This window comes from Streptomyces sp. NPDC001933 (assembly GCF_042890955.1).
Classification (GTDB): domain Bacteria; phylum Actinomycetota; class Actinomycetes; order Streptomycetales; family Streptomycetaceae; genus Streptomyces.
Map to the genome: position 1 here is coordinate 1 of NZ_JBIASS010000015.1, position 18,045 is coordinate 18,045.

The 18,045-nt window shown below is 68.6% G+C and carries 12 protein-coding genes and 2 pseudogenes; 7 read left to right on the top strand and 7 right to left on the bottom strand.

From position 1 onward, the window contains the following. Window positions 1–884 (bottom strand): S8 family serine peptidase (locus ACFYY7_RS30555; RefSeq protein WP_388666663.1); only part of this gene is annotated, 884 nt, incomplete at its 3' end. A gap of 1,554 nt (window positions 885–2,438) precedes the next feature. Beyond that, window positions 2,439–4,637, bottom strand: coding sequence for a phosphocholine-specific phospholipase C (locus tag ACFYY7_RS30560; protein WP_388666666.1), 2,199 nt, complete (start codon window positions 4,635–4,637; stop codon window positions 2,439–2,441). A gap of 162 nt (window positions 4,638–4,799) precedes the next feature. Here ACFYY7_RS30560 and ACFYY7_RS30565 point away from each other — a divergent pair, with 162 nt between their 5' ends. Both ACFYY7_RS30565 and ACFYY7_RS30570 read left to right on the top strand, forming a co-directional pair. Continuing rightward, the gene (locus ACFYY7_RS30565) at window positions 4,800–5,234 is read left to right on the top strand and encodes a hypothetical protein (RefSeq protein ID WP_388666669.1); all 435 of its coding nucleotides are present in this window, start codon (window positions 4,800–4,802) and stop codon (window positions 5,232–5,234) included. 436 nt (window positions 5,235–5,670) lie between these two features. Next, window positions 5,671–6,312, top strand: a complete 642-nt coding sequence (locus ACFYY7_RS30570; protein ID WP_388666672.1) for a carbonic anhydrase — start codon at window positions 5,671–5,673, stop codon at window positions 6,310–6,312. Window positions 6,313–6,585: 273 nt separating this feature from the next. On the opposite strand, the gene ACFYY7_RS30575 is transcribed toward ACFYY7_RS30570, so the two are convergent. Then, window positions 6,586–7,563 (bottom strand): L-threonylcarbamoyladenylate synthase, encoded by a 978-nt coding sequence (locus ACFYY7_RS30575; protein ID WP_388666675.1) that lies wholly within the window; start codon window positions 7,561–7,563, stop codon window positions 6,586–6,588. Window positions 7,564–7,728: 165 nt separating this feature from the next. Between ACFYY7_RS30575 and ACFYY7_RS30580 the strand changes: the two genes are divergently transcribed. Together ACFYY7_RS30580 and ACFYY7_RS30585 are read left to right on the top strand one after the other, a co-directional pair. Continuing rightward, window positions 7,729–8,298 (top strand): GNAT family N-acetyltransferase, encoded by a 570-nt coding sequence (locus ACFYY7_RS30580; RefSeq protein ID WP_388666678.1) that lies wholly within the window; start codon window positions 7,729–7,731, stop codon window positions 8,296–8,298. 76 nt (window positions 8,299–8,374) lie between these two features. Then, a pseudogene (locus tag ACFYY7_RS30585) lies at window positions 8,375–8,683 on the top strand (IS1182 family transposase); the annotation flags it as partial. A 34-nt stretch (window positions 8,684–8,717) separates the two neighbouring features. On the opposite strand, the gene ACFYY7_RS30590 reads toward ACFYY7_RS30585, so the two are convergent. The 3 genes from ACFYY7_RS30590 to ACFYY7_RS30600 are packed head-to-tail and all read right to left on the bottom strand — an operon-like array spanning window position 8,718 to window position 13,175. Then, window positions 8,718–10,373: a serine/threonine-protein kinase gene (locus ACFYY7_RS30590; RefSeq protein WP_388666681.1), complete on the bottom strand. Its 1,656-nt coding sequence runs from the start codon at window positions 10,371–10,373 to the stop codon at window positions 8,718–8,720. Between the two features lie 43 nt (window positions 10,374–10,416). Then, window positions 10,417–10,908, bottom strand: coding sequence for a hypothetical protein (locus tag ACFYY7_RS30595; RefSeq protein WP_388666684.1), 492 nt, complete (start codon window positions 10,906–10,908; stop codon window positions 10,417–10,419). A gap of 44 nt (window positions 10,909–10,952) precedes the next feature. Continuing rightward, window positions 10,953–13,175 carry a serine/threonine-protein kinase gene (locus ACFYY7_RS30600; RefSeq protein WP_388666687.1) on the bottom strand — a complete coding sequence of 741 codons (2,223 nt, stop codon included), beginning with the start codon at window positions 13,173–13,175 and terminating at the stop codon, window positions 10,953–10,955. Between the two features lie 499 nt (window positions 13,176–13,674). Here ACFYY7_RS30600 and ACFYY7_RS30605 point away from each other — a divergent pair. The 3 genes and pseudogenes from ACFYY7_RS30605 to ACFYY7_RS30615 form a co-directional block, all read left to right on the top strand. After that, a pseudogene (locus tag ACFYY7_RS30605) lies at window positions 13,675–14,355 on the top strand (NADP-dependent phosphogluconate dehydrogenase); the annotation flags it as partial. A gap of 167 nt (window positions 14,356–14,522) precedes the next feature. Then, window positions 14,523–15,608 (top strand): Dyp-type peroxidase, encoded by a 1,086-nt coding sequence (locus ACFYY7_RS30610; RefSeq protein ID WP_388666689.1) that lies wholly within the window; start codon window positions 14,523–14,525, stop codon window positions 15,606–15,608. Further along, on the top strand, window positions 15,608–16,405 hold the full coding sequence (locus ACFYY7_RS30615; RefSeq protein WP_388666691.1) for a family 1 encapsulin nanocompartment shell protein: 798 nt from the start codon (window positions 15,608–15,610) through the stop codon (window positions 16,403–16,405). Before ACFYY7_RS30610 ends, ACFYY7_RS30615 begins: the two co-directional genes overlap by 1 nt. A gap of 4 nt (window positions 16,406–16,409) precedes the next feature. On the opposite strand, the gene ACFYY7_RS30620 is transcribed toward ACFYY7_RS30615, so the two are convergent. Continuing rightward, window positions 16,410–17,822, bottom strand: a complete 1,413-nt coding sequence (locus ACFYY7_RS30620; RefSeq protein WP_388666694.1) for a M64 family metallopeptidase — start codon at window positions 17,820–17,822, stop codon at window positions 16,410–16,412. Window positions 17,823–18,045: the final 223 nt, after the last annotated feature.

Below are 18,045 nucleotides of genomic sequence, written 5' to 3' on the forward strand. Positions count from 1 at the left end.
GCCACACCCTTGAGCCTGCCGCCCGACGCAGCACCCGATCCGGCAATCGTCGAGGCAACATGCGTGCCATGACCGTGATGATCGACCGCATCGGGGTCATCGGTGAAGTTCTGCGCCTTCTTCACCCGCCCCGCCACATCCGGGTGGCCGGGATCGATACCGGTGTCGAGGACGGCCACCTTCATGCCGGTGCCGTCATAGCCGGCCGCCCACGCCTCCGGAGCACCGATCTGCCGCACACTCTGGTCCAGAGCGACATGCACCGGCTTGTCGAGCCAGAGCTTCTTGATCCCACCGGAAAGCCTCGGTGCCCTCCCCGCAGCGGCGCTGTCGTCATCGACCGCCTCCCAGAACGTCACCGCCTTCCTCTTGCCCGCGTGCAGCACCACCGCGTTCGCACTGGGCAGCTCGTCCATCTTCACCGAACCGGCCGGCGCAGCCTTCCCCAGCGCCTTACCAGCCCTGCCCGGCACACCCCCGTAAGTCGCGATCAGCGGCACGGCAGGACGGTGCGCGTCGTCGTACCCGTACTCGACCAGCCTGGTGACATTGAACAGCTCGCGGTCGAGCTCATTCGCGGCAAGGTACGGCTGCGCCTTCTCCGGGATGACATAGACCTCGTCACCCACCTTCAGGGTGGTGAACACCACCGGGGTGCCGTCGGCCGCAGGCTCGACCGTCGCAGCCTGCAAGCCGTTCGCATGGCGCTCCAGCGTCACCACCTCACCCGTGACGAGGGTGAGCTTGTGTGTGGCGACGACGGGGCTGTTCTGGTGCGGCCGGGCGGCCTTGGCTGTCGGCGGCTCGGCGGCGGTGGCAGCAGGGAGGGTGCCGAGCGTGCCGGCCACACAGGCCGCGGTGAGAATCCCCAGGGCGGTCCGCACTGGACGACGTGTCAGCCAGAAGGACACGGGGGCGGTCGGGCTGGCTGAGGATCTGTTCGGCCCAGTCGGTTGTGACTGTCTCATTGAGGCGATGACCTTCTCTGAGGGGGAACAAGGGCGCACGAAAGCCACGCGGTCACGGGAGTTCGGAGCCGCGTCGGATCACCGCGTCGAACATGGCGGGTGGTTGTGCCGGCCCTCCTGGGATGCCTTTCCATTCGGGTTCGCCGTGAGAATGACACGGTGGATGCATGAGCTTCTCCTGCTCTTCGTGAGAGCGAAGTACTTGCTGCATTCGGCAGATACTTTCGAGCTCTGCACGGACCGAGACAACCGATCGGCAGTGGCGGATTTCCTCCATGTCGCAGACCCGCCACGAAACTCGACCGGGAGACCGGCAGAGGAACGCCAAAACACCGGCGGGAAAAGATAATTGCCGAAGTTCCGTCCGGGAACGTGGAGCGGATCCCCTCTTCAAATCCGCTCAGGAACGGGGACAGTCCGGGATCCTGGAGAACGGTCTCTACTCGTGAACCGAGGGCGACCACCCTGCCCCCGATTTCGCCGCAGGACCGGACGGCCCCTTGCGGAGCGGTGGGCAGCATGTCTGAGACGCCCAGGCGCTCCGCCAGGACCTTGGTGGCCCCTTCACCCGCGTGAGTAGGAATTTCACCTGTCCCTTTGCGGATTTCGGCGCGGGCCGGGTGAAGACCTTCCGCTCCGCTCGCGTGAGGGGCTCCAGGACCTTGCCGCGGTGCGGGGCCGGATGCTGCTGCTCGTGATCGCTCATGCGGGCAGTCAGTCACGGAACTTCTGTGGAAACAGAGGAGAGCATGTCGGCAGGCGGTGAGGGCGGTCGGTGTCCGTCCGTACGGTGGGAGGCATGACGACGTCTGGGTGCTGCTGTGCCTGGGAACCAGGAGGTTGCCGCGCACGATGACCCCGGCATCAGGTACGCGACAGCTATACGTACGAGGTCGGCCTCCTGGCGAACCGCAACAGCCCTGCGCTCGGTGGAGCCTGACGAATACCGGGTCTGGGGGCACGCCCCTGTGCGAAGAGGCACCGGCCGGAGCGCCGGTGCTGACGCTGGTGCAGGCGCTGATGCAGCCGGGTGTCCGGCTGTGCGGCGCTGCCGCCGAGCTCACCCGGGTCCTCCGCGGCTTCGACTGCGGTTTCGAGGACGGCGAGTAGGCCCGCTCTCACCTGTCCCAGGGGCGCGACCAGCGCAAGGCCGGCGGCACCCCGCTGGGCTCGCATCAACTTCGCCGCCGCCGACTGCGCGGCCTCTCCGCTGAGGGCCGAGTGCACCACGGCCAACGGCAAGCGTGGCCGAAGCCTGCCCCCTCCCGCCCTGCGGCACGGCCCGGAGATCACGTGTGGGCCCTCCGGATCCTCGACGGTTTTGGTGTACTCCGCCGGCAGAAGACGAATTCCACAGATTGATCACGACTCGATACGCGCCCCAGAAGCCGACGCTCATCACTACTACGGCGGCGCTGCGAACTGCTCGGGCGCCGCCGGGTGGTTTCCCAGCGGCGCCCGGGACTGGTGTCAATTGGCGGCTACGGGACTCTCCGCCGACTGGAGGTGGGCTGCCATGGCCGGGTCGCTGATCCCGTCCCTGCCGGATTCCACACGACCCGCGAATCGGCGCTTCAGCGATGAGCCGTCCATGGTGACGGTGAAGTCGTACCAGTGACCGCTCGGGTTCAGCGACCAGCGCCGCTGGATTTCCTTGCGGGGCGGCACATGGACCGTCCGGGGCCCAGCGAAGCGGTAGGCGTGGGGCTCGACGTGCAGCGTGACCGCCTTCGGTCCGGGATTGTGCACGGTGAGGAAGACGGAATTGCCGGGACGGTCGTACCGAACCTGGAGTTCGGGGCCGGCCTCGGGGGCTGTACTCCCGGTGAAGGAACGGAAGAAGCCGCCCGGACCGTGGACCTCGAGGTCGTACGCACCGGAATCGGTCACCATGGTGTCCCACACGTCGGTGAGGTGTTTCCCGGCCTCGACGGTGTAACGCCGCGGGATCCGGTCGAGGTGCAGCCTGTCGTACACGTGGAAGACGGCGCCCTTGTGACCCCTGTTGAGGAATCGGAGGGTGACCGTGCCCGCGCCGTGGTCGGTGGAGGCGTCGGTGTGGAGTTCGTACGGCAGCGCACGGGAGTAGCGCGTCCCGCGCTCCTGGAACAGCGGCTCCGGTGCCGTCGGAGCCTTCGGTGACGGCAGGGTGCGCTGGTGGGCGTCGGAGTCGGCCCAGTCGCTCTGGTCGGGAAGTTCCGGGAACCGCTGCTTGTTGGGGTGCTTGAAGTCGAACGCCGAGGTGAGGTCACCGGAGACGGCGCGGTGCCACGGGCTGATGGCGTCGATCCGGACACCGAAGCGCTGCTCGAGGAACATGCCGACCGAGGTGTGGTCGAACACCTCGGAGTCGACCCAGCCGCCCCGGCTCCACGGGGAGACGACGTAGAGCGGCACGCGCGGGCCCATGCCCCAAGGTCGGGTCGTCCCGGTGACCGTGTCGTCGGCCTTGAGCCACGACGACGGCTTGCCGGACGCGTCGAAGTACTCGCCGTCCACCGGGACCGTCGACTTGCCGGCGAGGGTGCCGTCGAGGTTGTACGACGGAACGGCCGGTGCGGGGACGTGGTCGAAGAGGCCGTCGTTCTCGTCGAAGGTGAGCAGGAAGACGGTCTTGCTCCACACCTCCGGGTTGGCGGTCAGCGCGTCCAGCACATCGGCGGTGAAGTTGCCGCCGTGCGTCGGGCTGGAACCCGCGCCGGGGTGCTCGGAGTTGGAAGCGGTCGTCAGCACCCAGGAGACCTGCGGCAGGGTGCCCTCGAGCACGTCCTGGCGGAGCCGGTCCAGGAAGTCGGGACCACCGGTCATGCCGTGCTCGTACACCGGCGTGCCCGGCTGGGCGTTGCGGAAGCTCTCGAACGCCAGGCAGCCGTTCATCGCACCGGTCCAGTTGTCGTTCATGTCCTGGTAGATGTGCCAGCTGATGCCGGCGTGCTCCAGCACGTCCGGGATGGTGTCCCAGGTGAACGCATTGCTCGCGTACTTGTAGGTCTGCGGCCACGCGTCCGGCACCCACTTGCCGGTGATCCAGCACCGGAGGTTGTTGGGCTCGGACTGGTCGGGGCCGGAGTTGACGCCCTGGCGGCCGAGTTCGGGGTTGAAGTTGGAACCCGACCAGAACGTGATGCGGTTGGGGTCGGTGCCGGTGGTGATGGAGCAGTGGTAGGAGTCGCAGATGGTGAACGCTTCGGCGAGGGCGAACTGGAAGGGGATGTCGTCGCGCCGGTAGTACCCCATGGAGTATTCGGTCTTGTACTTCGGCCAGTGGCCGAGCTTGCCCTGGTTCCACGCGGCCTGCGCGTCGGCGAAAGAGTGCGGCGTCGAAGGGATGAGCAGGGCGCTGGAGCGCTCGGGGTCGAGGTGGTACGGCGGGATCTCCCGCGCGCCGTCGGACTGGTACCAGACCGGCTTGCCGCTCTCGAGCGGGATCGGGAACCGGTCGCCGAAGCCGCGCACGCCGCGCATAGTGCCGAAGTAGTGGTTGAAGCCACGGTTCTCCTGCATCAGGATCACGACATGCTCGATGTCCTTGATGGTTCCCGTGCGGACGGTTGCGTCGACGGCAAGGGCCCGGCTGATGGATCCGGGGACCACGGACGCGGCGGCCGCCGCCCCCAGAGTCGTCGCCGACCTGCGGAGAAAGTCGCGTCGGCTGGTTGGTGAGGGCATGACATATTCCTTCGCTCGGCGGACAGGGCTGCGCCCGGACAAGGACCGTCTCCGGGAATCACGTCGACCTCCAGGGCCGTACGTTTCCCGTACGGTGACGGCCGCGGCCAGCACAACCTAGGAAGGCACGATGAACCCGGGCCGACCGCGCAGAAGATCTGCGTGAACAGCGCCGGACACGACGCCTGGCTCGCGGTGCGTGACCTGCGAAAAGGCGGCGGGGTGCGCAAGCACGGAGACCGGTTGGTGCTCGACTCGGTGCTCTACGTGCTGCGGCCGGGCCGCCAGTGGCGGATCGCGGAGGCGTACTTCGCTGAGCTGCAGGCGTCCGGGAATCCCGCCTCGACATTGCCGTCGTACGGGATGGACCTGCTGCGGTGGTGGCGGCTTCTGTGGGCTCTGGGCATCACCTGGGACCGCGCACCCCAGGCGGAGGGACGTGACTTCGCCCGGCGGATGCAGCTGGCCAACAAGCCGGTGCCGGTGCGCTGGCGCCACCGGCAGGCGGGCCGGGAGGCCGAGCGGCCACCCCCGCCGTGGCCGGCGCCCGGTACACCGAACCCGGTGACCCGCAAAGTACGCGGGAGCCTCCGGTGACCACAATCCGATGCACATCGACCTCGACGTGGAAGGCGATGCGGTTCAGGCGCTGGTGCCACCACTGAAGGCGCTTGTGGTTGACTCGGGGGACCGCGGCACGGTGGTGAGGCGGAACAGCGCCGCGCCCTGCGGGGTGGTCAGGTGCTCGATCAGATCCAGCAGGGTCTGGCGCAGGTCGGTGGCGAAATCGCCGGCGAGCCCGGGCGTCCCTCATCGCCCTGAGGGCGAGGACGGGCGAGGACACCCCCCGTGCCCCTCTCAGCGCCTGCTGCAGGCGGGATGGCCCTCGCCACGCAGACGGTTCGCGCGAGCACCAGCGCTCGTTTAAGGGTTGTCCCGGCACCTCGGGGTGATGACAAGGCCTGGCCCGCCCCGGCAAGCTCCGGCAGGACCAGGCCGTGCGACGGCTGGTGCCGGGCCCTAGGCTGCGACCATGACCGAGATCAAGACCCCGACGCCCCGCGACGCCTTTGAGCTGCTGCTGGCCGGTAACCAGCGCTTCGTCGCAGGCATCCCCGAGCATCCCAACCAGGACGCCACCCGCCGCACCGAGATCGCACCATCCCAACAGCCCTTCGCCGTGCTTTTCGGTTGCTCCGACTCCCGGCTGGCCGCAGAGATCATCTTCGACCGCGGCCTGGGAGACCTGTTCGTGGTGCGCACCGCAGGCCACGTCATGGGCCCGGAGGTGCTGGGGAGCATCGAGTACGGCGTGGACGTCCTGAGCTGCCCGCTGGTCGTGGTCCTCGGCCACGACTCGTGCGGCGCGGTAGGCGCAGCGTGCGCCGCCCTGGAGAACGGTATGACACCGGCCGGATACATCCGGGACGTCGTCGAGCGCGTGACCCCCAGCGTGCTCGCAGCACGGGCCGCCGGACAGGTTGAGCCCGAGGAGATCCTCGCCGAGCACGTGCGGCACACCGTCGACCTGCTACTGGACCGCTCCCGGGTACTCGCCGAGAAGGTCGCCGTCGGACAGGCCGCCGTGGTGGGCCTGTGCTACCGCCTGGCCGACGGCAGTGCACAACTCGTCGCCTCTCGCGGTCTCGATGCACAGGTCCCCGCCGCGTCCTGACAGTCCCGTCCGTATCTGCTCGGCGCGATCTCCCACGGTCGGAGGACCCCGTACGTATTCGTGGATGAGGCGCCCATCGGGTTCACCGCGTGCCCACAGAGCCGGCCGCTGACTGCGAGATGTGTCGGGCATGGTGAACGGTGGTCACCGACGGCTGGCGGCACAAACTGTGCCCGGTGTCCGCCAGACCGGTGGGCACTCAGCCGAGCCATCACGATCCGCCCTGCCTCCGTCTCCGGGAGCAGTAAAGGCACCGCACAGCCTCGGTGCTGGTCACGCGGAGGTCCGGGGCCCCGCGGCGCGGCGGAGCCGGTCGGCGATCGCCAGTCCCAGCCCCTCCTCCACCGGCAAGGAGGCGACGATGAGGTCGCACCCCCGCCGGTCGAGGTCGCGCAGGAACCCGTACAGCCCGCGCGCATAGGCGGCCATCGAACCGGGAACCGTCACCACGGCGTGCGCCTTCACCGGGACGCCGGTGAAGAAGGGGGGAAGAAGGACGCCCACCTGGTGCCCCAGCTCCTGCGCCAGCTCCGCTTCGGATACGACCTTCTCCGCCTCGACGAGCATGACCCGCGCACGCGGCGCGTAGTGCGACGGATGCTGGCCCGGCACGCGAACACTGCTCGTCGAGGGGACCGAGATCGGGCACCCCAGCACCGCTTCGAGGTCCTCGCGCGTCACCCCGCCGGGCCGAAGGATGCTCGGGGTGTCGCCCGTGGCGTCGACGATGGTCGACTCGACGCCGACCTCGCATGAGCCGCCGTCCAGCACGAAGTCGACGGCATCACCCAGCTCCGCACGGACATCGCTCGCGGTTGTGGGGCTGACCGAGCCGAAGCGGTTGGCGGACGGGGCCGTGACACCACCCCCGAAGGCCGACAGCAGCGCGAGTGCGACGGGGTGGTCGGGCACGCGCACGGCCACCGTCTGAAGGCCACCGGTCGCTTCGAGGGGCACCCGGTGACCGCGCCGCAGGACCAGCGTGAGCGGTCCCGGCCAGAAGCGTTCGGCCAGCAGGCGCGCCGTCGCCGGTACATCTTCGACCCAGTCGTCCAGCAGCTCCGCGCTGCCGATGTGGACGATGAGCGGGTGGGAGGGCGGACGTCCCTTGACCTGAAAGATGCGCGAGACAGCAGCAGGATCCTCGGCGTTGGCGCCCAGGCCGTAAACGGTTTCGGTCGGGAGGGCCACCAAGCCGCCGGCACGCAGTACACCTGCCGCCTTCTCGATCTCACTGGTACTTGCCGTCACCCTCGCAATTCTAGGAGCGTGGATCAGTAAACAACTCCTGGAATACCGCGCCTCGTGGTGGAGTGGGGCTTTCGGGCGCTGCTGTTGAAAAGGCGTGGCTGCCCGTCAGCCGTGATGCGACAATCAGTCCGCATCTTGATCCAAATCCGCGTCCCGGAGGTCCGCATGGACATCGCCTCGCTGCTGCCGATGACCACGCCCCGGTTGTCGCTGCGTCTGTTCACTCCCGGCGACGCCGACGACCTTTACGCCTACCAGAGCCTGCCGAGCGTGGCGCGCTACTTGTACCGGCCGGCGCACACGCGGGAGCGCAGCGAGCAGGTTGCGGCCGAGCGCGCGGCGCACTCGGTTTGGTGCGCCGACGGGGACAAGCTGGCGCTTGCTGTGTGCCGACGCGATGAGCCCGGCGTCCTTGGCGAGGTGACGCTCACCCTGGCCAATACCCACGCCGCCCAGGCCGAGATCGGCTGGACTCTCGACCCACGTCACCAGGGACACGGCTATGCGACCGAGGCGGCCGTGGCGCTGGCCGGGTTTGCCTTCGACAGGCTGGGCGTGCACCGGCTCTACGCACGGCTGGATGTGGAGAACACCGGTTCTGTGCGGGTCTGTGAGCGCCTCGGGATGCGTCGGGAGGCGCACCTGGTCGAGAACGACCTCGACGGGGATCGCTGGGGCAGCGAGTACATCTACGCGGCGCTGGCCGCGGACATTGGTGGTCAATCAGGCAGTTGAGCCCGACGCCGCCTCCTGTTCGTGATCTTCCATATGGAAGAGTCCTGGTACGTCCGGTGGGGATGGCCTGTTCGAGGTGGATACGGCGGCGGTGGTGGAGCCGCAGACCGCGCCGACGGTGCCGGTGAAGAAGACGTTCCGGGTGTTCGTCCCCCGATCAGATGATGTTGCTGCCGCCGTCGCTGGATGAGTGGTTGCCGCAGGACCATCTGGCGCGGTTCGTCGCCGAGTTGGTCGACGAGGTCCTGGACCTGGCCCCGATCCTGGGGCGGCCTATACCGAGAAGCGCGGGTTCCCGCCGTATGACCCGCGTCTGACGGTCCGGCTGCTGATCTACGGCTACACAACCGGGATGCGCTCGTCGCGGGCGAGGTGCCGTGGCTGTCGTCGCACGCCCACCAGGGACCACGGGACAGCCCTTAGGCGGTGCCGGGTCCGATCACGCCCATACACAGTCGGACGTTCAGCTCGGGTGACCCTTCCACGGTGAAGTAGTGGTCCCTCTTGTTGTGGGGGACTCGCTCGCAGTCACCCGAAGAGCTCCGGCCCTCGATACGGCTGATGACCACGAGGCCGGAGGGTCGGCACTGCTTCACGGTCCACGCCGTCCCCTCGGGTCCGCTGCCGACGCAATCGCCCCGGTCCGCGTTGTACGCGGCGCCGTCGCTGTGGCGGTACACCAGACAGACCGTCACGTCGGGATCGCGGGCGGAGTAGCGCCACTCGACGCGGTCGACGTAGTTGCACACGCTGCGGTCAGTGGTGTTGTCGAAAGCGCGCAGGACCTCGAACACGTCACCCCCACCGCACTTGGCCGGCTCGAAGTCCATGTCCTGCATGGTCCCGGTGTTGCGAAAGCAGTCGCCTCGAGATACGTCGACGAAGGCGTGGCCGGGTTCAGCCGGGTCACCGGACGGGCCGGCCTGGTGTGTGGCTCCGTCGCCGCCGGTACCGCCCCGGTCGGCCAGCGCGGTCGCGATCCACAAGGCGCCGAACATCACGACCGCTGCGAGGGCGAGGACGGCAAGCCGCACACGCCACGAACGCGAGGGTCGTGCACCTGGTTCCGGTTCTGGTTCCGGACTGTTCGTCGCTCCCGTCGTGAAGATCCGTGTCGGGTCGAGGTCGTGTGGTCCGGGAAGAACGGTGGTGGGTCCGGTCTCGGTGTAGCGGCGTAGTTCGGTGTGTTGTTGTCGGGTCAGCGTGTGGACGGCTTCGGGCCAGAGGGGCGGGGTCGGGGGTGGTGTGCCGATGGTGGTCAGGAGGGTTTGTGCGTCGGGTCGTCGGGCGGGGTCGCGGGCCAGGCAGGATTCGATGACGCACCGTAGTGCGGAGGGGATCCGGTCCAGGTCCGCGGCGGCCATCATGACGTTGAAGCGGGTCTGTTCGCTGGTTGTGCCCTGGAAGGGGTTGCGGCCGGTGGCTGCTGTCGCGAGCAGGGTTCCCAGGGAGAAGATGTCGCTGGCGGGGGTGAGGTCGGACATCCCCATTGCCTGTTCGGGCGACATGAACCCCGGATTGCCGATCACCATGCCGGTGCGAGTCACGGTGACGAGTTGGGTCCGGTCGGGTGCTCCGCCTGCCGGGCCGGCTGATCTGGCGATACCGAAATCGATCACCACGGGACCGTCATCGGCCAGCAGGACGTTGGCGGTTGACAGATCGCGATGGATGAACTGGGCTGCGTGGATATCGCGCAATGCGGTGGCGAGTCCCGCCGCGAGGTGCAGCACGGTACTCTCCGGCAGCGCCGCGGTCGTGGCCAGAACGCGGTGGAGAGTCGGCCCGTGATGGAACTCGTAAGCCAGCCACGGGACCCCGGCATCAGCGTCGGCGTTCACCACCCGGGCAGTACGGGGGCTGCGAACCCTTTGTGCGGCAACGGCCTCACGGCGCAAACGCTGCCGGAAGGTGCTGTCATAGGCCGCGAAAGCATCGCGCACGAGCTTGACCGCAACGAGGCCGCCAGCGGGATCGGAGGCCAGTAACACCCGGCCCATACCCCCCTCGCCCAGCACCGCACAGGTCCGGTACGGCCCGACCACGCGCGGATCAGACAGCGCCAGTTCCCACACAGACAGCCTCCCGCAGCAATCCTGATCGATTCAGTGAAACGTGCTATTCCACAGGGCCGACCATGTACAGCAACGTGTAGACCCCTGTGTCCTCCGTGGTTGGCTCCCCCTTCTTGTCCATCGGGGCAGCAGTGAGATCAACCTGCCATTTCTCGTTCACGAAACGGAAGAGGCCTCTTTCGTTCATGGCCTTACTGAGGCCTTTCTGGGTAAATCCGTTGGACTCGAACTCGCCGAGCGTGGCCGTCACTGCCTTCTTGGGCAAACCGATGACCTGCGCGCTGTGGATTTCGGCCTGAGTGGGTTCCGAGACCGCACTGATCTTGTATCCGAGAGGCAAGGGGATTTCCGGAGGCCACTCGTCGGGGATCTCGTCCTGTTTCTCCAGGTCCCCTTCCGACGCTTCGGCGGAGGGGGCTGAGGAATCAGCGCTGCTGCCGGCCCGGGCCGGGGCATCCTCCTGCTGATCGGAACAAGCGGTCAGCAGGGCCAAGGAGACAAGGCCGGCTGCGAGCGCGGCGCTGGGACGGAGCATGGGAGGCAGGTCCTTCCGTTGATGCGAGTGGGGGAAACGCAGGGTCAGTTGGCGACTGCCTCCGCCTTCTCCAGGGACTTGGCCAGCACCGGCATTCCGCCGGGCCAGCGGATCGACAGCACCGTCGGTGAGGCGGCCGAGGCAAACTCGTCGGTGCCGAACAGCTGAGCGATCCGCCCTGCCTCGAAGGCCGGCAGCGCGTTCAGTTCCTCGTCGGCCAGATCCCGTTCGGCCGACTCGGATGTAGTGGAATACAGGACGATGACATCGGATTCGAGCCGGTCCAGATCCTCGTAGTCCAGGGTGTACATCATGCCGTCGCCGTCGGAATCCAGCTTGGCCACCGAGTCCGCCAGCCGCAGGCCCAACCCTTCGAGCACCCGGACGACCGGGCTGGCATCGGAGAAGACGTGGACCCTGCTCCGAGGTGGATCGTTGACGACCGCCGCGAAGGACAACCCGGTGAGCCCGTGCTGCTCACCGAGTTCAGCCAGCTGGGCGTCGGACTCCGCGAGCAACTCCTTGCCCTCCGTGGCCACGCCCAACGCTCTCGCGGTCGTGGCGACGACGCCCTCCCACGGTTCCACCGAGGCACCCACAGGGCGGGCCACGACCGGGGCGATCGCGCTGAGTTGCTCGTACTGCTCCTCGGTAAGGCCCGAGTACGGAGCGAGAATGAGGTCAGGGTCGGTCGCGGCGATCTGTTCCACGGGTAACGTCAAGCTCGCCGAGCCGCCCTCACTGAAGAGGACGGGGTCGTCGAGACCTTCGTCCTCGTAGGCTTGCGCGACCCAGGGCAGCATTCCCCTACCGGATTCGGACTCCTCCTCAACGATGCCGACCGGGAACGTGCCCAGCGCGATCGCGACCTCGGCAGCGCCCCAGCCCCAGGTGGCCACCCGTTGCGGCCTGGACCGGACAACCGTCTCCCCGTAGTCGTGCTTGATCCTGACGGGAAAGGCGTCGGCTGTGGCCGCGGCTGCGGTCGGCTTCTCCGGCGCTGCTTCACTGTCGTCACCGGTCGGCCAGGGGACAGCGACGGCTACGGCTACGGCTGCTACTGCGGCGGCCAGCACGTACAGGCCGGTGCGCCAATTCCTCCCGGGTGTCCCGGGCGCCTCGTCCGGGGACGGACTGGAACTGGCGCTCGGTTCCGCTCCCGTCGTGAAGATCCGTGTCGGGTCGAGGTCGTGTGGTCCGGGAAGGACGGTGGTGGGTCCGGTCTCGGTGTAGCGGCGTAGTTCGGTGTGTTGTTGTCGGGTCAGCGTGTGGACGGCTTCGGGCCAGAGGGGCGGGGTCGGGGGTGGTGCGCCGATGGTGGTCAGGAGGGTTTGTGCGTCGGGTCGTCGGGCGGGGTCGCGGGCCAGGCAGGATTCGATGACGCACCGTAGTGCGGAGGGGATCCGGTCCAGGTCCGCGGCGGCCATCATGACGTTGAAGCGGGTCTGCTCGCTGGTTGTGCCCTGGAAGGGGTTGCGGCCGGTGGCTGCTGTCGCGAGCAGGGTTCCCAGGGAGAAGATGTCGCTGGCGGGGGTGAGGTCGGACATCCCCATTGCCTGTTCGGGCGACATGAACCCCGGATTGCCGATCACCATGCCGGTGCGAGTCACGGTGACGAGTTGGGTCCGGTCGGGTGCTCCGCCTGCCGGGCCGGCTGATCTGGCGATACCGAAATCGATCACCACGGGACCGTCATCGGCCAGCAGGACGTTGGCGGTTGACAGATCGCGGTGGATGAACTGGGCTGCGTGGATATCGCGCAATGCGGTGGCGAGTCCCGCCGCGAGGTGCAGCACGGTACTCTCCGGCAGCGCCGCGGTCGTGGCCAGAACGCGGTGGAGAGTCGGCCCGTGATGGAACTCGTAAGCCAGCCACGGGACCCCGGCATCAGCGTCGGCGTTCACCACCCGGGCAGTACGGGGGCTGCGGACCCTTTGTGCGGCAACGGCCTCACGGCGCAAACGCTGCCGGAAGGTGCTGTCATAGGCCGCGAAAGCATCGCGCACGAGCTTGACCGCAACGAGGCCGCCAGCGGGATCGGAGGCCAGTAACACCCGGCCCATACCCCCCTCGCCCAGCACCGCACAGGTCCGGTACGGCCCGACCACACGCGGATCAGACAGCGCCAGTTCCCACACAGACAGCCTCTCCCTGATGCAGGTAGTGCGACTTGACTTCGTTCCTGAGGATCGCAGCCGGTTTTCCTGTAACCGGGAGTGTGCGTCACTATAGTTGATGACGGCCAGGGCTCGTTGAGGTTCTGACAAGGTGTGGATCGCCCGGCGAAGTCAGTCAGGAACAATCCGCATATCGCTGAGGAACGTGCGCACCTGGCCGTGGCCTTGTCGCTGCGTGTCGTTCCCGGTGCCGACCTCGTCACCCGCCGAGTAGATCAATGCCAGCGACCTCAAGCCCGGAATGGCCCTCAGCACCCAGCAAAGCGGCTCCGGAGAACCGGGAGGCCGGCGCTGCGGAGACACCACAACACCCTGTTCAGTGATCAGCTTGTTGGCCCTGGTTGGCCAGTGAGAACCGCACGGCTCGAATCCCGCGCCCCGCACTCCGGCCATGAGGGGGCGTCATCCACGACACCCGCACTTGACATTTCGTCAGCAAACTCAGCAAAAGGTCAGCATCACCCCGCTGAGAACCGCCTCGGACCGCCAAGAAGCGCCAAGGTCGACAAGGTCGACAAGGCGACGAACCAACCGTGACCTGGGAAGAAGCAGGTAGCAGGCCCAGCGCGAGCATCACTTGCCAGCCCTCGTGAAGATGGTGCACAACGGCATCGAGTACGCGGACATGCAGCTGATCGCGGAGGCATACGATCTGCTGCGCTCCGTGGCCGGGTACTCCCACGCGAAGATCGCCGAGACCTTCCGCGGCTGGAACACCGGCCGCCTCGGGCGGCGCGGGAGCTTCCGGGTCCGTCACCGACGCCGCTCGGCGAGGAAACGGCCGCCGCCTTCGCCACCCGGGTGGAGCAGGCCCTGTACGCGTCCGAGATCGTCTCGTACACGCAGGGTTCCACCAGATCCGGGCGGGCAGTGAGGCGTACGACTGGAAGATCGACCTCGGTGCGGTGGCGGCGATCTGGCGGGCCGGATGCATCATCCGGGCCGCGTTCCTGGACCGGATCCGGGCGGCCTACGACGACCGTCCGGACCTGCTGAGCCTGCTGTCCGACCGGCAGTTCGCCGAGGAGATCGGCGCGGCCCAGGACGACTGGCGCGCGGTGGTCGCCGAAGCCGTCCGTCAGGGGGTGCCGACACCGGGTTCGCCGCCGCGCTCGCGTACTACGACGGGCTGCGCGCCGACCGGCTGCCCGCGGCCCTCACCCAGGGGCAGCGCGACTTCTTCGGCGCGCACACCTACCGTCGCACCGACCGCGAGGGTTCCTTCCACACGCTCTGGGGCGGCGACCGGTCGGAGGTCGTCGCGGGCTGACGCGCGGACGGCGGGGGCGGATCGCCGGACCGCCCTGCGTTCGCCCGGCCGGGTGGCCCCGGTTGCGGCCCCTTCGCGGCCGTGCGTAAGTGGCAACGGACCCCCGCCCCGTCCCGCACCACAAGGCCACTGTCCCTTCCCGACGTCGCCGCCCCTGGAGCCCTGCTATGCCCGACGCCACCACGGAGCCGGATCCGGATCCGGCCGCGGCCCAGCCCGTAGTCGCGCCGCTGACCAGCGCCGCGCTCATCCTGGTCGCCACGATCGAGCCCGGTGGCGAGCCCGCGGTGCGCAAGGTGCTGCCCGGTCTCGCGGCCTTCGCCCGCTCCATCGGATTCCGGTTCCCCGACGCCGGGCTGGCCTGTGTGACGGCCATCGGGTCCGGTGCCTGGGACCGGCTGTTCGACGGGCCGAGGCCGAAGCAGCTCCACCCGTTCCAGGAACTCCACGGTGCCCGCCACCACGCGCCCGCCACCCCGGGGGACCTGCTGTTCCACATCCGGGCCGAGCGGATGGACGTGTGCTACGAGTGGGCGGCCCAACTGCTCGACCGGCTCGACGGCGCGGTGAACGTCGTCGACGAGACGCAGGGGTTCCGCTACTTCGACCACCGGGACCTGCTCGGATTCGTCGACGGCACGGAGAACCCGGTGGGGACGGACGCCGTCTCGGCGGCCCTGGTGGGCGCCGAGGATCCCTCGTTCGCGGGCGGCAGTTACGTCATCGTGCAGAAGTACCTGCACGACCTCACGTCGTGGAACGCGCTGAGCACCGAGGAGCAGGAGCGGGTCATCGGCCGTACGAAGTTCGACGACATCGAGTTCGCCGACGACGTCAAGCCCGCCGACTCGCACATCGCCCTCAACACGATCACCGACCCGGACGGCACGGAGCACGACATCCTGCGGGCCAACATGCCGTTCGGCAGCTTCGGACAGGGCGAGTTCGGCACGTACTTCATCGGTTACGCGGCCGATCCCGGCGTCACCGAGCAGATGCTCCGCAACATGTTCCTCGGCAGTCCGCCCGCCACCCACGACCGCATTCTCGACTTCTCGACCGCGGTCACCGGCACCCTCTTCTACGCCCCCAGCGCCGACTTCCTCGACGCCCCGCCGCCTCCGCCCTCCTCGGCCGGGACCGATGCCGTGCCGGAACCCGCGTCCGCGCCGGTGACGGCGAAGACCTCGGCCCCGGCCGCCCCTGCCGACGGTTCGCTGCACATCGGCAGCCTGCAAGAAAGCGCCCAGTGATGAACAATCTGCACCGCGAACTCGCCCCTGTCACGGAAGCCGCCTGGGACCAGATCGAAGAGGAGGCCCGGCGCACCTTCAGCCGCCATGTGGCGGGCCGCCGGGTCGTCGATGTCACCGGCCCGGACGGGCCCGAACTGGCGGCCATCGGCGACGGTCATCTGCGCGACATCGATCCGCCCGCTCCCGACGTCATCGCACGGGCCCGCACCTCGGTGCCGGTCATCGAGTGGCGCGTGCCGTTCACGGTGACCCGGTCGGCCGTGGACGATGTCGAGCGCGGTTCGGACGACAGCGACTGGCAGCCCGTCAAGGACGCCGCCCGCACCTGTGCGTTCGCGGAGGACATGGCGATCATCGACGGGTATGCGTCGGCCGGGATCACCGGGCTCCGGGACGGCTCCTCGCACTCGCCGCTGGCGCTGCCCGCCGACGCCCGGGACTACCCGGCCACCGTCAGCCAGGCGCTGACACAGCTGCGGCTGTCCGGTGTCGACGGCCCGTACCGGCTGCTGCTGGGTGCCGACGCGTACACCGAGGCCACCGAGACCTCCGACCACGGGTATCCGGTCGCCACCCATCTGGCCCGGCTGCTCGACGACCAGATCCTGTGGGCGCCCGCGGTCACGGGCGGGGTGCTGTTGTCCACCCGTGGCGGCGACTTCGAACTGCGCCTGGGCCAGGACCTGTCGATCGGCTATCAGGACCACGACGCGACGAGCATCCGGCTCTACTTCCATCAGGCGTTCACCTTCCGGATGCTGACGCCGGAGGCCGTGGTCCCGATCATCGCCTGAGCGGCTACCGCCTGTGACCGGTCGCCCTGACGTTCCAGGTCAGGGTGTCGGTGGCCAGGGCGCGGACGGCGGGGTCGCGGACGGCGTCCGTACGGTCCACGGCCTCCGCGGTCACCCGGTGGCCGCGGCCGTCCGCGCGGACGCCGAGCGCCGCGGGCGTGACGGCGGTGCGCCCACGGGCGGACACCTTCTCGACGCCGTCCACGTACCAGCGCAGCTCGGTCCTGGCGAGACCGGTGGCGACACCGGGGCGGTGCGGGTGCGTTCCGGCGACAGCGCTGCCGAGGTCCGCCAGGCTCACGGCGATCCGCCGGCCTGGTCCGACGGCGACGCCGGTGTCGACGGAGCTGCTCAGCGCGTTGCCCGCGCGGTAGAACCCGGCGATCATCGCCTCGCGCCCCGGCAGGTTGAACTCGGTGTTGCTCAGCTCCCGCATGATCGACGACTCGGTGGGGCGGCTGAGCCCGAGCGGGTAGTAGGCGCTGCCCTCGAACGTACCGACCGTGCCGCCCGCGGGGTCGGTCCGGCCCAGCCAGCGGTACCACTTGGCCTGCTTCTCGGTGAGCTGCGCGGCCGTGTAGGTGGTGGAGTTGATCCCGCCCGGCTCGCCGCCGGTCCACGTCCCGTACTCGGGATAGGTGTACTCGTCGTCGAGCAGGCCGACCGAGTGCCCTATCTCGTGGGCGGCGATCAGGCTGGACGAGGCGTGGTCGGAAGAGAGGGTGGAGACCCCGTTGAAGGGATGGCCCTCGGCCTGGAGCCCGGAGTAGCCCGCGCCTCCGTACTTGGTGGAGTTGGCGATGACGACCACGAGGTCGGCGGCGGGGGCCTGGGCGGCGTACGCGGCCACCTTGTCGATGTCGGTACAGATCAGCCGCTCGATGTCGGAGCACCAGAAGTAGCTGCCGAGCGCGGTGTCCCTGACGGTGTCCGGACCGGGATCGCCGCTGATGCCGGACTCGTTGGAGACCGCGTCGACGGTCCACACGTTGAACAGGCCCTGGTAGCTCTTGTACGGCTCCAGGGCGGTGATGTCGGCCCACTTGGCGGTGGCGTCGGCGTGGAAGTCGTCCTGCTGTTCCGCCGTGTAGCCGTCGCCGGTGATCACGATGTCCAGCCGGTCGTCGGACGGACCGGTCACCGCCTGTTCGCCCACCGTGCCGTCGACGGCGGCCTCCGCCGCGCTCAGCAACGACGCGGTCTCACCCTTCCGTACGGGGGCGGCGACGGGGACCTCGACCGTGCGGCCCGAGCCGCCAGGATCGGGGAAGTACTCGACGGCCACGCGGCGGTCACCGCCGGCACCCGTGGGGGCAGCCGAGGCCGGTGCGGTGGCGGCGGTCGCGGCCAGGAGGCTGACGAGGGCGAGCCCCGCCACAGCTCCTGCCGTGCGGCGCGCGTGGGGGCGTCTGCGCATGGACAACTCCTTCTGATCCAAGGGAACTTGCCGAACATCACGGGCACTTGCGAGTGCTTGCGGGTACTCGCAGGGACTATCGGAGGCTCGCGCGGGCTCACAGGGCACGGCCATCACATAAATCGAGAGTTAACTCGACTTAATGCAACGCTTAACCTAGAGGCGGACGGGTCCTCGAACAAGGCCCGGATGCCTGGTGGTTGAGGTTCACAACAGGGCATTT